Annotated in this window: 11 protein-coding genes and 1 pseudogene; 7 read left to right on the forward strand and 5 right to left on the reverse strand. The window is 70.4% G+C overall.

Features of this window, described 5'->3' with window-relative positions; all coding sequences use genetic code 11:
• The first annotated feature begins 73 nt into the window (after positions 1 to 73).
• Positions 74 to 1,495, forward strand: coding sequence for an NADP-dependent phosphogluconate dehydrogenase (gene gndA, locus B1L11_RS37060; protein ID WP_143737816.1), 1,422 nt, complete (start codon positions 74 to 76; stop codon positions 1,493 to 1,495).
• A 61-nt stretch (positions 1,496 to 1,556) separates the two neighbouring features.
• Here the strand turns inward: gndA and B1L11_RS37065 are convergent, their stop codons facing one another.
• A complete protein-coding gene (locus B1L11_RS37065; RefSeq protein WP_218671537.1) occupies positions 1,557 to 2,981 on the reverse strand; it encodes an MDR family MFS transporter in 1,425 nt (474 codons plus the stop codon).
• A 284-nt stretch (positions 2,982 to 3,265) separates the two neighbouring features.
• Between B1L11_RS37065 and B1L11_RS37070 the strand changes: the two genes are divergently transcribed.
• The 3 genes from B1L11_RS37070 to B1L11_RS37080 all read left to right on the forward strand — a co-directional run bounded on the left by B1L11_RS37070 (position 3,266) and on the right by B1L11_RS37080 (position 5,081).
• Positions 3,266 to 3,826 (forward strand): TetR/AcrR family transcriptional regulator, encoded by a 561-nt coding sequence (locus tag B1L11_RS37070; RefSeq protein WP_079319936.1) that lies wholly within the window; start codon positions 3,266 to 3,268, stop codon positions 3,824 to 3,826.
• A gap of 28 nt (positions 3,827 to 3,854) precedes the next feature.
• Entirely contained in the window at positions 3,855 to 4,256 is a 402-nt protein-coding gene (locus tag B1L11_RS37075; RefSeq protein WP_079319937.1) for a nitroreductase family deazaflavin-dependent oxidoreductase, read from the forward strand.
• Positions 4,257 to 4,385: 129 nt separating this feature from the next.
• On the forward strand, positions 4,386 to 5,081 hold the full coding sequence (locus tag B1L11_RS37080; protein ID WP_218671538.1) for a rhomboid family intramembrane serine protease: 696 nt from the start codon (positions 4,386 to 4,388) through the stop codon (positions 5,079 to 5,081).
• A gap of 10 nt (positions 5,082 to 5,091) precedes the next feature.
• Here B1L11_RS37080 and B1L11_RS37085 read toward each other — a convergent pair whose 3' ends face one another.
• Complete coding sequence (locus B1L11_RS37085) at positions 5,092 to 6,240, reverse strand: sensor histidine kinase (protein ID WP_079319938.1); 1,149 nt, start codon at positions 6,238 to 6,240, stop codon at positions 5,092 to 5,094.
• Positions 6,241 to 6,378: 138 nt separating this feature from the next.
• Here B1L11_RS37085 and B1L11_RS37090 point away from each other — a divergent pair, with 138 nt between their 5' ends.
• On the forward strand, positions 6,379 to 8,868 hold the full coding sequence (locus tag B1L11_RS37090; protein ID WP_079319945.1) for an RNA helicase: 2,490 nt from the start codon (positions 6,379 to 6,381) through the stop codon (positions 8,866 to 8,868).
• A 174-nt stretch (positions 8,869 to 9,042) separates the two neighbouring features.
• Here B1L11_RS37090 and B1L11_RS37100 read toward each other — a convergent pair whose 3' ends face one another.
• Positions 9,043 to 11,943: a TRAP transporter fused permease subunit gene (locus tag B1L11_RS37100; protein ID WP_218671539.1), complete on the reverse strand. Its 2,901-nt coding sequence runs from the start codon at positions 11,941 to 11,943 to the stop codon at positions 9,043 to 9,045.
• A 355-nt stretch (positions 11,944 to 12,298) separates the two neighbouring features.
• On the opposite strand from B1L11_RS37100, the gene B1L11_RS37105 reads away from it, so the two are divergent.
• Both B1L11_RS37105 and B1L11_RS37110 read left to right on the forward strand, forming a co-directional pair.
• Positions 12,299 to 13,198: a DNA-processing protein DprA gene (locus B1L11_RS37105; RefSeq protein ID WP_179155503.1), complete on the forward strand. Its 900-nt coding sequence runs from the start codon at positions 12,299 to 12,301 to the stop codon at positions 13,196 to 13,198.
• Positions 13,199 to 13,200: 2 nt separating this feature from the next.
• A complete protein-coding gene (locus B1L11_RS37110; RefSeq protein ID WP_143737817.1) occupies positions 13,201 to 14,001 on the forward strand; it encodes a hypothetical protein in 801 nt (266 codons plus the stop codon).
• 45 nt (positions 14,002 to 14,046) lie between these two features.
• On the opposite strand, the gene B1L11_RS37115 is transcribed toward B1L11_RS37110, so the two are convergent.
• Complete coding sequence (locus B1L11_RS37115; RefSeq protein WP_079319942.1) at positions 14,047 to 14,442, reverse strand: VOC family protein; 396 nt, start codon at positions 14,440 to 14,442, stop codon at positions 14,047 to 14,049.
• Between the two features lie 12 nt (positions 14,443 to 14,454).
• Positions 14,455 to 14,862, reverse strand: a pseudogene (locus B1L11_RS47435) (hypothetical protein); the annotation flags it as partial.

Consider the following 14,862-nt stretch of genomic DNA (forward strand, 5'->3'; position numbering starts at 1 on the left):
TCACCGCGACCGGCCGCGGAACACGCCCACCCGAGGCCGGTCGCCCGTACCCGAGAACGGTATGACTGTACACATGGACAAGGCAGACATCGGAGTGACGGGCCTGGCGACCATGGGTCGCAACCTCGCCCGGAACTTCGCCCACCACGGTCACGTGGTCGCGGTGCACAACCGCACGGAGAGCCGTACGACCCGGTTCATGGAGGAGCACCGCGACGAGGGCGCGTTCCTGCCCGCGGGCACGATCGAGGAGTTCGTGGCCTCTCTCGAACGGCCCCGCAAGGCGATCATCATGGTCAAGGCCGGGGCGCCCACCGACGCCGTGATCGAGGAACTCGCCGCGGTCATGGAGCCGGGCGACATGATCATCGACGGCGGCAACGCCCACTACATGGACACCCGCCGCCGGGAGGCCGCGCTGCGCGAGCGGGGCATCCACTTCGTCGGCACCGGCATCTCGGGCGGCGAGGAGGGCGCGCTCAACGGCCCGAGCATCATGCCCGGCGGCGACGCCGAGGCGTACGAGACGCTCGGCCCCCTGCTCGAGGACATCGCGGCGAAGGTCGACGGGGTGCCGTGCTGCGTGCACGTGGGCCCCGACGGCGCGGGCCACTTCGTCAAGATGGTGCACAACGGCATCGAGTACGCCGACATGCAGCTCATCGCGGAGTCGTACGACCTGCTCCGGCAGGCCCTCGGGCTGAACCCGAAGGAACTGTCCGACGTCTTCCGCGAGTGGAACAGGGGCGACCTGGAGTCGTACCTCATCGAGATCACCGCCGAGGTGCTGGGCCACACCGACCCCGCCACGGGCAAGCCGTTCGTGGACGTCGTGCAGGACCAGGCCGAGCAGAAGGGCACCGGCCGCTGGACCGTGCAGAGCGCCCTCGACCTCGGCGTCCCGGTCACCGGCATCGCCGAGGCGGTGTTCGCCCGGGCGCTGTCGGGCCACCCCGAGCAGCGGGCCGCCGCCCGCTCGCTCACCGGCCCCTCCGGCACGGCCGGCGACTCCGGCCTCGTCGAGGACGTGCGGCGGGCGCTGTACGCCTCCAAGGTCGTCGCGTACGCCCAGGGGTTCGACCAGATGGCCGCCGCGAGCGCGGAGTACGGCTGGAACCTGAACCTGGGCGAGATGGCCACGATCTGGCGCGGCGGCTGCATCATCAGGGCGCGCTTCCTCGACCGGATCAGGGCGGCGTACGACGCGGACCCGAACCTGCCGACGCTGCTGGTGGACCCGACGTTCGCCCAGGCGCTGGAGGAGGCCCAGGAGTCGTGGCGGCGGGTCGTGGCGACGGCGGCGACGATCGGGGTGCCCACGCCGGGCTTCTCCTCGGCGCTCGCCTACTACGACGGGCTGCGCCGCGACCGGCTCCCGGCGGCGCTGCTGCAGGGGCTGCGTGACTTCTTCGGCGCCCACACCTACCGGAGGGTCGACCGGGAGGGCTCCTTCCACACCGACTGGTCGGGAGACCGGGCCGAGCGGCCCGCCTGACCACCCCGGAGAACGCGGTACGGCGCACGCCCGCGCGGGGCGTGCGCGTACCGGCTCTGAGTCAGGTCACTCGAAGGCGGCGGCAGCCATCGGCTCCGCCTTCTCGCCCCCCGGCGGCGCCGGGAGCGCCGCTGCGCAGCGGGACGTGCTTGACGAAGGCGGCGATCACCGGGACGAGCGCGGCGAACAGGACCGACCACAGGAAGACGGTGCCGATCGTGTTGGCGAGCGCGTCCAGGAACCCGGCCTTGACCGGTGGCGGAAGCTGTTCGAGCACCCTCCGGTCGATCTGGCCGCCGCCGGAGGCCGCCAGGGAGGCCGCCTGCGGGCCGAGCTTTGCGGCGATCTCGTCGGCCAGGCGGTTGTTGAAGATCGCGCCGAACAGCGAGATGCCGAACGAACCGCCGATGGAGCGGAAGAACGTCGAGGCGCTGCTGGCCACGCCGATGTCCTTCTGCTCGACGCTGTTCTGCGCGATCAGCATGGTCGTCTGCATCAGGAAGCCCATGCCGAGACCGAGGACGGCGATGTAGACGCCGGTCCGCCAGGCCGGGGTGTGGACGTCCTGCGTCGACAGCAGCCACATGCCGATGGCCATGATCGCGCCGCCGATCACCGGGTAGCTCTTGTACTTCCCGGTCTGGGTGATCGCCTTGCCGACGAACAGCGACACGACCATGGACGAGGCCATCATCGGGAGCAGGAGCAGGCCGGAGTTGGTGGCCGTGGAGCCCTGCACGATCTGCTGGAACATCGGCAGGAAGGTGATCGCGCCGAACATCGCGAAGCCGAGCAGGAAGCCGAGCACGTTGATCAGCGTGAAGTTGCGGTTGGCGAACACGTGCAGCGGCAGGATCGGCTCGGCCGCGCGCCGCTCGACGGGGATGAACACGGCCAGCGCGACGACCGCCAGGGCGGCCAGCCCCAGGATCTGCCACGAGCCCCAGGGGTACCCGTGCTTCTGGCCGCCCCACGAGGTGATCAGCACGATCGCGGTGATCGCCACGGTGAGGACGGCCGCGCCGAGCCAGTCGATGCGGTGCTCGGTGCGGTGCCTGGGCAGGTGCAGCTTGAGGATCAGCCAGATCAGCGCCACGCCGCCGAGCGGGAGGTTCACGTAGAAGGCCCAGCGCCAGTTCAGGTGGTCGGTGATGAAACCGCCGACGAGAGGCCCCGCGATCATGGCGAGCGACATGATCGCGGCCATGATGCCCTGGTACTGACCACGCTCACGGGGCGGGACCAGGTCCCCGATGATCGCCATCACGCCGACGATGAGCCCGCCGGCGCCGAGGCCCTGCAGTGCCCGGAACGCGATCAGCTCGATCATGCCGTCGCCGGTGCCGCCGAACAGCGACGAGCCGGCCATGCCGCACAGCGCGGAGCCGGCCAGGAAGATGGCGATCGAGCTCAGGAAGATGTTCTTGCGGCCGTAGAGGTCGCCGAGCTTGCCCCAGATCGGCGTGGAGACCGTGGTGCCCAGCACGTACGCGGTGGTGACCCAGGTGAAGTAGTCCAGGCCCTTGAGCTCCCCGACATCCTCGGCATCGCGGTGCCGACGATCATGTTGTCCAGCATCGCCAGCATCATCGCCAGCATGAGACCGGGTAAGACGATCATCACTTCCCGGGACCGGCCGGGCGCGGCCGCGGTCTCCGTGGTCATGGGTGCCCCCTTTGAACGAATTTACTTACTTGCCGACAGGCTAGTGCCCGAGGCACGGTATTGTCCTTACTTGCCGGCCGTCAAGTTATTTAGGGACAGCAGGGAATGGGTGCTCATACCGACACACGCAGCCGCATCCAGGAGGTCGCGATCAGGCTCTTCACCGAGCAGGGGTACGAGGCGACGTCGCTCCGGGAGATAGCCGAGGCCCTCGGCGTGACCAAGGCGGCACTCTACTACCACTTCCGCACCAAAGAGGACATCGTCGCCAGCCTCATCGAAGACCGCGTCAAGGCGCTGGACGAGCTGATCGCGTGGGCGAACGGGCACCCCCGCACCCCGGAGACCCGCGGGGAGGTCATCCGCCGCTACTCCGCCCTGATGACCAGCGGACGCCACCACGAGGTCATGCAGTTCATGGACCGCAACAAGACGGCGCTGCAGGGCCATGCCAAGGTCGACCTGATGCGCGAGCGCATGGGCGAACTGATGCAGACGCTGTGCGAGCCGGACGACCCGCTGCCGGTCAGGCTGAGGCGCTCGATGGCGCTGTTCGCAATGCACGCGGCCTGGTTCTTCATCCGCGACGAGTCGGCGACCGAGGAGGAGCGGGCCGCGGCGGGACTGCAGGTCGCCCTGGAATTGGCCGAGGGCTCAGACGGTTGATCCCCCTCTGATGGGAAGGTGATCGACCATGCTTTTCGGACAGGAACACGTCAAGCGCTACATCGAGACCGACGGCGAGGAAGGCCACGACTGGCAGGGCACCACGGTGGCCATCCTCACCACGAAGGGCCGCAAGTCGGGACAGCCCCGCAGCACCCCGCTGATCTACCAGCCGTACGGCGACGCCTACCTGGTGGTCGCCTCCAAGGGCGGGGCCGACGAGCACCCGCTGTGGTACCTCAACCTCCAGGCCGAGCCTGAGGTGGAGTTCCAGATCAAGGGGGACAGGTTCAAGGCGCGTGCCCGTACGGCGACCTCCGAGGAACGACCGGACATGTGGCGGACGATGACCGCCACCTGGCCCGCGTACGACGAGTACGCCACCAAGACCGACCGGGAGATCCCGATCGTCGTCATCGAGCGCGTGTAGGGCGTCACGCCGTGCCGGGACGCCGGGCACCGGCGGTCGGTCACCGGCCGGTGCCCGGCCCTCGTCGTCCACGGCGTGCAGAAGCCGCGAGCCGGTGACTCGTGCGGCCGTCGGCTGTATCTTTCCCAGGTGATCCTCAGTGACGGGGGAGGTTCCGTGGGCGACGGCCGTACCGCCGAAATCATGCTCGCCGAGGCCCGGAAGGCCTTCTGGATCATGGTCGGCTTCCTGGCGCTGATCTGGGTCGTGCAGGTGGCCAACTGGGCCTCGGGCTACTCGCTCAGCTACAGCTACGGCATCAGGCCCTGGGACGTCGAGCGGCTGCCCGGGATCGTCTCCGCGCCGCTCCTCCACTGGAGCTGGGCGCACATCGAGGGCAACTCCGGGCCGCTGTTCATCTTCGGGTTCCTCGCGGCCTACCGGGGCGTACGGCGCTTCCTCGGCGTGACCGGGCTGATCGCCGTCGCCAGCGGGCTCGGCTCGTGGTTCACCGCCGACTCCTCCACGGTCGGCGCGGGCGCGAGCGGTCTGGTGTTCGGCTACTTCGGGTACGTGCTCGTACGCGGGGCCTTCGACCGGCACCTGATCGACATCGTCATCGGCCTGGTCATGGGCCTGTGCTTCGCCTACCAGTTCGCCGGGCTGCTGCCGGCCGAGGGCATCGGCTGGCAGGCCCACGTCTTCGGCTTCGCGGGCGGCATCCTCGGCGGCTACCTGTTCCGCGACCGGCGGGCCAAGGGCACGACCGGAAGTGCTCCCTGCGAGGCCGCCCCGCCCGACTCCAGGGCGGCCCTGCTCAAGGAGATCGAAGACCTCGGCCTGTGACGCGTACCGGTCAGGGCTCGTGCTGGTCGGGCGGGTGGAAGGGGATGGTGGCGGTGAGCGCGAACCCGCCCTCGGCGGTCGGCCCGTACGTCAGCCGCCCGCCCACCAGGGCGACGCGCTCGCGCAGGCCGGGCAGCCCGTAGCCGCCCCCCGCGTCTGCGGGCACCCGGACCGGCACGGCCCGGCTCTTGCCGCTGTTGACCACCGACACGTTCAGCACGCCGCCGTGGGCCTCGCAGACGACCTGTACATCGGCCCCGGGCGCGTGTTTGCGCACGTTGTTCAGGCCCTCCTGGACGACGCGGTAGCAGGCGTGGCCGGCCTGCCGCGACAGCGCCTCCTCCGGCACGTCGTAGTGCAGGGCGACGCGCAGGCCGGTGGCCCTGCTCTCCTCCACCAGGCGCGGTATCCCCTCGACGCTCTCCGCCGAGGGCGGCAGGTCCCTGCGCCGCAGCGCCGTGAGCAGCTCGCGCAGCTCGGTCAGCGCCCGCACGCCCTTGTCCTCGATGTTCCTGGCCAGTTTGCGGATCTCGTCGAGCTCGTCGGCGTCCTGGATGAGACCGGCGTTCAGGACCATCACGGTCACCGCATGCGTCACCGTGTCGTGCAGCTCACCGGCGATGCGGCGGCGTTCCTGGGCGGCGGCGCGCTCCTCCCGCGCCCGCACGCCCGCCCGCAGCTCCCGGATCATCGAGCGGTAGCGCCACACCCAGGTGCCCACCAGCGCGGGCAGGAAGATCAGCGTGACCGCCCGCACCGCCACGGCGACGGGCAGCCGGTCGGTGTAGGGGCTCGTGTAGTCGGCCAGCGCGAAGACCCCCGCCAGCACAGTGGTCACCCACGGCCATCGCCGCACCGTGTTCCGCGCCGTCATCGAGTACGCCGCCAGCATCAGCGGCATGGTCTCGCCCGCGAGCAGCGCGCAGGCGACGGTCGCCATGACCATCGGCCAGGCCACACTGCGCCGCGCCAGCATGGACACGGCCGCCGCGGCCGACGCGGCGACCTGCGCCCACCACGGCACGGCGAGGAACGGCAGGGCCGGGAAGGAGCGGCCGAACACCACCGCCGGCACCGTGAAGGCGAGGACGGCGACGGCGAGCAGCACGTCGGCCGCCGCCTCCCGGCGCGCGGCGAGCCCGGCCCACTTCTCCCCCATACCGCTAGTTTGTGGGTTTGACCTGCGGCTTCGTGCAGCGCCACACCCCTTTGACGTAGCTGTGCCACACCTTGCCGTACGTCGAGCCGGTCGAAACAGTCATGCGTCTTGGGCAGGATAAGAGGCGTGAGCGAAAGCATGAGCCTCCTCCGCCGTCTTCCGTCCGGCTCTGAACCCGACGCGCTGTTCGACGCGTTCGTGTCGTGGAACGCCGATCGGGGGCTCACGCTGTACCCCGCGCAGGAGGAGGCCCTGATCGAGGTCGTCTCCGGCAACAACGTGATCGTGTCCACGCCCACGGGCTCGGGCAAGAGCCTGATCGCCGCCGGGGCGCACTTCGCCGCGCTGGCCCGGGACGAGATCAGCTTCTACACCGCGCCGATCAAGGCGCTGGTGTCGGAGAAGTTCTTCGACCTGTGCGCCCTGTTCGGCACCGAGAACGTCGGCATGATGACCGGCGACGCCACCGTGAACGCCGACGCGCCCGTCATCTGCTGCACCGCCGAGATCCTCGCCCAGATCGCGCTGCGCGACGGCGCGGACGCCGACGTCGGCACCGTGATCATGGACGAGTTCCACTTCTACGCCGAGCCCGACCGCGGCTGGGCCTGGCAGGTGCCGCTGCTGGAGCTGCCGCAGGCGCAGTTCGTGCTGATGTCGGCCACGCTCGGCGACGTCGAGCGGTTCCAGACCGACCTCACCCGGCGCACCGGCCGCCCCACCAGCGTGGTCAAGCACGCCGAGCGCCCGGTGCCGCTGATCTACTCCTATCGCACCACTCCCCTGCACGAGACGCTGGAGGAGCTGCTGTCCACCCAGCAGGCCCCGGTGTACGTCGTGCACTTCACCCAGGCCGCGGCGATGGAGCGCGCCCAGGCGCTCATGAGCATCAACATGTGCACCAAGGCCGAGAAGGAGGCCATCGCCGCCCTCATCGGCAACTTCCGCTTCACCACCCGCTTCGGCCGCGCCCTGTCCCGGCTCGTACGGCACGGCATCGGCGTGCACCACGCGGGCATGCTGCCGAAGTACCGCCGCCTGGTGGAACGGCTGGCCCAGGCGGGCCTGCTGAAGGTCATCTGCGGCACCGACACGCTCGGCGTGGGGGTCAACGTCCCGATCCGCACCGTGCTGTTCACCGCGCTGTCGAAGTTCGACGGCACCAAGGTGCGGCGGCTGCGCGCGCGGGAGTTCCACCAGATCGCCGGACGGGCCGGCCGGGCCGGGTTCGACACGGTCGGATACGTCGTCTGCCAGGCGCCCGACCACGTGATCGAGAACGAGCGGGCGCTGGCGAAGATCGGCGACGACCCCAAGCGGCGCCGCGGCTACGCGCGCAAGAAGCCCCCGGAGGGGTTCGTCGGCTGGAGCGAGGAGACGTTCGAGAAGCTCCAGACGGCCGAGCCCGAGCCGCTGACCTCCCGGTTCAAGGTCAGCAACGCCATGCTGCTGTCCATCATCAACCGGCCCGGCGACTGCTTCCAGGCGATGAAGCGGCTGCTCACCGACAACCACGAGGACCGCAAGGCGCAGCGCCGCCACATCAGCCACGCCATCGCGATCTACCGCTCGCTGCTGGCCGGCGGCATCGTGGAGAAGCTCGCCGAGCCCGACGAGCACGGCCGCATGGCCCGGCTCACCGTGGATTTGCAGGAGGACTTCGCGCTCAACCAGGCGCTGTCCACCTTCGCGCTGGCGTCCTTCGAGCTGCTCGACTCCGGCTCCCCGACGTACGCGCTGGACATGGTCTCGATCGTCGAGTCGACGCTGGACGACCCCCGCCAGATCCTGCACGCCCAGCTCAACAAGGCCAGGGCCGAGGCGGTCGCCCAGATGAAGGCCGACGGCATCGAGTACGAGGAGCGGATGGAGCGCCTCGCCGAGATCACCCATCCGATGCCGCTGGCCGACCTGCTCTTCGGCGCGTACGAGACCTACCGGCGCGGCCACCCGTGGGTCGGCGACCACGTCGTCAGCCCGAAGACCATCGTCCGGGACATGTACGAGCGGGCCATGACCTTCACCGAGTACATCCAGTTCTACGAGCTGGCCCGCTCGGAGGGCACGGTGCTGCGCTACCTGGCCGACGCCTACCGGACGCTGTCGAAGACGGTGCCCGAGCACCTGAAGACCGACGACCTCGTGGACCTCATCGAATGGCTCGGCGAGCTGGTGCGCCAGGTCGACTCCAGCCTGATCGACGAGTGGGAGAAGCTGGCCAACCCCGCCGAGGCGCTGGCGGCCGGGGAGGAGCTGGAGACAAGGGCCCGCCCGGTCACCGCCAACGCGCGCGCCTTCCGGGTGCTGGTCCGCAACGCGATGTTCCGGATGGTGGAGCTCGCCGCGCTGGACCGGGAGGAGGAGCTGGCCGAGCTCTACCCGGACGTCGACTGGGGCGCGGGCCTGGACGCCTACTACGAGGAGCACGACGAGATCCTCACCGGCCCGGCCGCCCGCGGTCCGGCCCTCCTGCTCATCGAGGAGGAGAAGGAGCTGTGGCGGGTGCGTCAGATCATCGACGACCCGGCCGGCAACCACGACTGGGGCATCAGCGCCGAGGTGGACCTGGCGGCCTCCGACGAGGAGGGCCACGCCGTCCTCCACGTCATCGGCCTCACCCGCCTCTGACGGCCCGGGAAGGGCCGGGCCCGGACCCCGGCCCGCCGCGTGGGCTACGAATTCTCGACTGCGCCGGTCGCGCAGGTGACGGTGACGTCGACACTGGCGGTGACCGTCCCCGCGTTCACCGCGTACATGCTCCAGGACGCCGGGAGACCGTGTACCGGTCTCCGGCGTGCCGCGTCAGCCGTAGAACTTCCTCGCGCCCTCGTGGAGCGGCACGGGGTCGGTCTTCGGCGCCTCGGCCAGCGTGATGTCCTTGGCCGACGCGTGCACCTTCTCCAGGTCGGCCTTGTGCTCGAAGAGCAGCCGGGTGAGGTCCTCCGCGAGCTTCGCGTCCATCGCAGCGTTCACCACGAGGAGGTTCGGCACGACGATGGTCGGCACGTCGGACGGCGTGCCGTACGCCCCCTTCGGGATCACGCCCTCGGTGTAGACGGGACCGTGGGCGGCGCGCACGGCGGGCAGCACGTCGTTCAGCGGCACGAAGGTCACCTTGTCGCCCATGCTCGTCACCAGGTCGGTGATGCCCGAGGTGGGCAGCCCGCCCGACCACACCAGCGCGTCGAGGGTGCCGTCCTTGAGCCCCTGCACGGTCTCGGGCAGCGACAGCGCCTGACGTTTCACGTCCTTGTCGGGATCGAGCCCGGCGGCGGCGAGCAGCCGCAGCGCGATCACCTCCGTTCCCGAGTTCGGCGAGCCCGTGGACACGCGCTTGCCGCGCAGGCCGGCGACGGACGTGATCCCGGCGTCGGTCCGCGCGATCACTTGGGTGTAGTTGCCGTACAGCCGGGCGAGCGCGCGGATCGGCTGCGGGGCGGTGAAGGCGCCGGTGCCCTTGACCGCGTCGGCGGCCGTGTCCGCGAGCGTGAAGGCGATGTCCGACTGTCCCCTGACCACCCGCTGGATGTTCTCCACCGAGGCGCCGGTGGCCTCGGCGGTGGCCCGGTGGCCCGGCAGGTGCTTGTCGATGAGTTCGGCGAGCCCGCCGCCCAGCACGTAGTAGACGCCGGTGGTGTTGCCGGTGGCGATCGACAGGCGGGTCCCGCCGCCCGCGCCGCCCTTCGTGGCCGACCGGTCGCCCCCGCAACCGCCTGCCAGCAGTGCCGCGGTGACGGCCAGCGCCGTCACGAGCCTGAACCTCACGGATGCGCCTCCCTGTGTCTGCGGACGAAGTGGACGGCGAGCGCCAGGGCCGCGACGCCCAGCCCGGCCAGCACGGGCCAGGGCGACAGGACGAGTAGCAGGACCGCCGCCAGTGCGCACAGGCCCCGCTCGACCGGGCCGGCGGGGCCGGTGATCCAGCCGCCGGTGGCCACCGCGAGGACGGCCACGGCCAGCGCGGACACGGCCGCGGCGAGCACGACATCGCCGATCGGGCTGCGCCAGCAGGGCCGCGCCGGACGGCGTGAGCACGAACGCGAACGGCACGAGGAACGCCGGGAGCGTGTACTTCCAGGTGGCCCACATCGTGCGGTGCGCGTTGCCGCCCGTGATCGCCGAGGCGGCGAAGGCCGACAGCGCCGTCGGCGGGCTCACCTCGGACAGCACGGCGTAGTAGAAGATGAACATGTACGCCTCGGCCGGGGTGACGCCGAGGTTCAGCAGCGCGGGTCCGATGATCACGGCGGCGATGACGAAGGACGCCGTCACCGGCACGGCCAGCCCGAGCAGCAGCACGGCCAGCGCGCAGGCCACGGCGGTGGCCGCGAGGTTCCCCCCGGACAGGCCGACGATCAGCGAGCCGGCCTTGAGCCCCAGCCCGGTGAGCGTGACCACGCCGACGATCGTGCCCGCCGCCGCGCAGGTGACCGCGACCGGCAGCACGCCGGTGGCGCCCGCGGCCAGGGCCCGTACGGCACGGCGCGGGGTCAGCCGGTTCTCGCCACCGGGAGCGCGGTCGAGGAACGACAGCGCGAAGGCCAGCAGCGTGGCGTACACGACCGCGCGGAACGGCGACTGGCCGAGCGCCATCAGGATGATGATCACGAACAGTGAGCTGAAGTGGTAGCCGAAGCGCCTGATCAGCGGCCAGGGACCGCCCATGTCCACCGGAACGGCCCGCGTGCCGTACCTGCGGGCGTCCATCTCGATCGCGAGGAAGACGCCCAGGTAGTACAGGACGGTCGGGATCGTGGCGTAGACGAGCACGGTCAGGTAGCTCACCCGCAGGTATTCGGCGATGATGAACGCCGCCGCGCCCAACGTGGGGGGCGAAAGGATCGCGCCGATGCCCGCCGCCGCCAGCACTCCCCCGGCCTGCTCGCGCGGATAACCGGCCCGGCGCAGGATCGGCCAGGCCACGCTGCCCACGCTCACGGTGGTCGCCACGCCGGAACCGCTCACCGTGCCGAGCAGGAACCCCGCGAGCGTGACGGTCCGCCCCGGCGCGGAGCGCGAGCGGCGGAACGCGGCGAAGGAGACGTCGACGAAGAACCGCCCCGCCCCAGAATGGTCGAGCACCGCGCCGTAGATCGTGAACAGGATGATGTAGGTCGCCGCGACGTCGAGGGGCACGCCGTACACGCCCTCGGTGCCCATCGTGAACGCCGCCACGATCCGGTCCAGGTCGTAGCCCCGGTGGCCCAGCGCCCAGTCGGCGGGCAGGTAGCCGCCGTAGTAGGCGTACGCGAAGAAGACCAGGCACACGACGGGCAGGATCCAGCCCACGGTCCGCCGGCACGCCTCGAGGAGCAGCAGCGTGAGCAGCGCGCCCGCCGCCACGTCGAGCGGCGTCGGAGCGTACGCCCGGCGGATGAGGTCGTCGAAGACGACGAGCGGATACACGCAGACGGCCAGCGACAGCACCGCGAGCACCCAGTCGAGCGGGCCGGGCCGGTCCCGGCCCCCACGCCGCGCCTTGTAGCAGACGAAGGCCAGCGGCAGCACCACGGCCAGGAACGCCATCCGGTAGGGCAGGACCGCCCCCGGCCGGAAGGTCTGGTAAAGCGCGTAGAGGGACAGGGCCAGCGCGACGACCGTGACGAGTGCCGCCGTGCGGCCGGACAGGCGCCGGGCGGGACGCTCCGCGTCGAACTCGGCGACGAGGTCCTCCGCCGACGTCTCGTGCCGGGTCTCGGTCACGCGTCTCCCCTGCGATGCGGCAAGCCCTTGACCGCAAGGTACGCCGAAGTTGACTTCTTGTAGTCACAATCCGGATCACAGTCAGGTCACGGACCGTAGTTCCACTCCTACCCGCGGTCGATCCCCTTGCCCGCCCTTCCAGCAGATCGTCGACTCACCACCCGGCCGTCCGTCGCGAGGGCCGGTCTCCCTGCTGTCAAAGTCCGGCACGGCATGGCCAGTTCGCCGCGAACACGGCGTGCCGTCCCGTCGGCCGCGGCACGATAGCCACCGCGCCACCGCGATCCCGTACCGCGAATGTCGGTGCCGGAGCGTACGTTGAGGCCGCGCGACCGAGTCCGGGTTGGTGATGACCATGACCACGATCCACGAGCAGGCAGCCGTCCTCGCCCTCACCAGAGCCACGCACGACAAGCCCTGGTTCCACACGGCGCGTGTCATCCTCGACTCCGGCAGCGCGCTTCGGCTTCTCGACGGCGGCTACACGGGCCGGGACGAGGACGACCAGGCGCACGCCGCCGCCGTCGCCACCCGCGTCCGGCCCGGCCACCTCGCCTGGGGACGCGACCTCATCGCCGCCATGCGGGCCGAGGGAGTCGATCTCGTCACCGTTCTCGACGGCACCTACCCCGGCAACTTGATCTGGGCCTACGACCGCCCCCCGTTTCTGTGGGTACGCGAGCGGTTCCAAGCCGGGGACCATCGCGCCGTCGCCGTGATCGGCGAGGACGACATCAGCCATGCCGCCGCCGCGGCACAGGCCCTGGCCGAGGCCGGTTTGGTCGTCGTCGCGCCCCTGCGTACGCGTCTGGACGCCGCGGTCCATCAGGCTGCGCTGGCCGCCGGCGGCCGTACCGTGGCCGTCCTCGCGGGTGGCATCGCGGAGCCGGCCACCTACGGCGAGTACGCCAATGTGGCCAAGCGGATAGCCGAGCGCGGCGCGATCGTCTCCCCCTTCTGGCCCCGCTCCGTCCCCATCGGCGGCTCAGACGCCTTCGCAAGCGCCGTGACCTGCGGATTGGCCGACTGCCTGTACGTGGTCGACGGTGCCGACGGAGGGCCTTCCTGCGGGCACGTCGAGGAGGCGCTGCGAATCGGCACCCATGTGCTCGCGTCCCAGCGGCTTCACCAGGAACAGCCGTGGGTGGAACGAGCGGCTTCGCGGGGAGGCATGACTGCCGTTCGGGACATTGACGACCTGTGCGAGCAGGCGGTCAATCTCGTAGATATGGCCTCTCCAACGAACACCTGCTGACCATGGGTGACGCCGAGGCGTTCACTCGCGGTTTTCTGCCGCTGTTCCATGCCGTTCCGCCCGTGCGACTGGGGGTTTGCCGAATCTGTCACTCCGGGCCGAACAACCGCGGGGACGGAAAGCCATGGCCCACCTGCGCCAGTTGCAAACGCACCACACAAAATCTGACCGGTTACACCGAAAACGTGGTGCCGATCTCGCTGACCACCAAGGAGACGCAGTTGTACGACGTCCTGGTCCGCGAGAAAACCCCCTACGGTGTCACAGGCCGACGTAGCCGCGTGGATTTCCTCGCCGCGACAGTGACCCACTTCTACCAGAAACACGCCGGCTGCCTGCGGGGGCTGGCCGGCGGGTCCTTCACGATCGTGGCCACCATACCGAGCACCGGCGCCGAGCGCCCCGTCCAAGCGTTCCCTCTCATGGATGCGGTCGTCGGCAAGGTGAGTGCCTTGGCTCGCCTCTTCCGGCCCCTCCTGCTGCAGGCGGATGGCGAATTCGCTCCGGTGCTCGCCGCCCGGAAATCCCATTCGAACGCGTTCCGGGTGCGGGGCGGCGAGTTGAACGGTGAGCGGGTACTGCTGGTGAACGATCTGTTCGTGTCCGGCGCGCACCTGCAGAGTGCCGCGTCCGCACTCATCGCCAAAGGCGCCCAGACAGTGGTGGCCCTCGTCGTCGCACGGTTGATGAATCCGGCGTCCACCGACCCGTACAGCGCCAAGATCTGGCAGGAGTCATGCGACCGGCCCTTCAGCTTCGATCGCTGCTGTGTTTGCGAGTCGGCCTGTGGCCGGGCCGCCTGAAGCGGACCGGCGATCCCGGCTACCGGCCCTGTGAGCGCGCTTCGATCAGATCAGGCCCTGGTCGGTCCAGATGACGCCCTTGTTGCGGCACAGGCAGAAGGGGTGGCCGACCGGGTCGGTGTAAACCCGCCAACCGTAGCCGTTGGGGCCGAAGAAGTCCTGCTGCAGCGTCGCGCCGAGGTCGAGGACGCGGCGCTGCTCGGACTCGATCTCGTCCACTTCGAAGTCGAGGTGGAACTGCTTGGGGTGCTCGCTGTCGGGCCACTGCGGAGCGCGGTAGTCGTCCACCCGGATGAAGGCCAGCTCGACCTCGCCGAACTTGATGCCGGCCCAGTTCTCGTGGCTGCCTTCCTTGATCGGGCGGCCCGTCACCTCGGAGTAGAAGGCTGCCAGCTTCATCGTGTCCGGGCAGTCGATGATGAAATCGGTGAGTCGCAGCATTTCGCGATCCTGTCACAAGATCAAGGGAGTCTTGCCTGTCTCGAAGCCATCTGCCCTGCTGTGCGACGACTTTGAGACAGGCCCTAGCCGCCGGCTCTCCGGGCGGACCTGAGGACGTAGGCGGCGAGCACCGCGGCTCCGGCGATCGCCTGCGCCGCGACGTACGGCGCCACCGAGGCGGGCCCGCGACGCCAGCGCGGCGAGCGCGGGCAGGGACCCGAGCAGCGCGAGGTCCACGCCGGTCGCCGCCCAGATCAGCGGTCCGGTCGGCACCGCGCCGCCCGGGGTGTCGATGACCGGCATGGAGTGGTCGACGGGCCGCCGCCGGGCCATCCGCAGCGCGCCCGCGGCGAGCGCGGGCGCGGCGGCCGGGCCGAGCGCCCACCAGGCCCCGGCCGGCAGCGTGCCCGCGGCCTGGAG

This window comes from Microbispora sp. GKU 823, from assembly GCF_002027145.1.
Classification (GTDB): Bacteria; Actinomycetota; Actinomycetes; order Streptosporangiales; family Streptosporangiaceae; genus Microbispora; species Microbispora siamensis.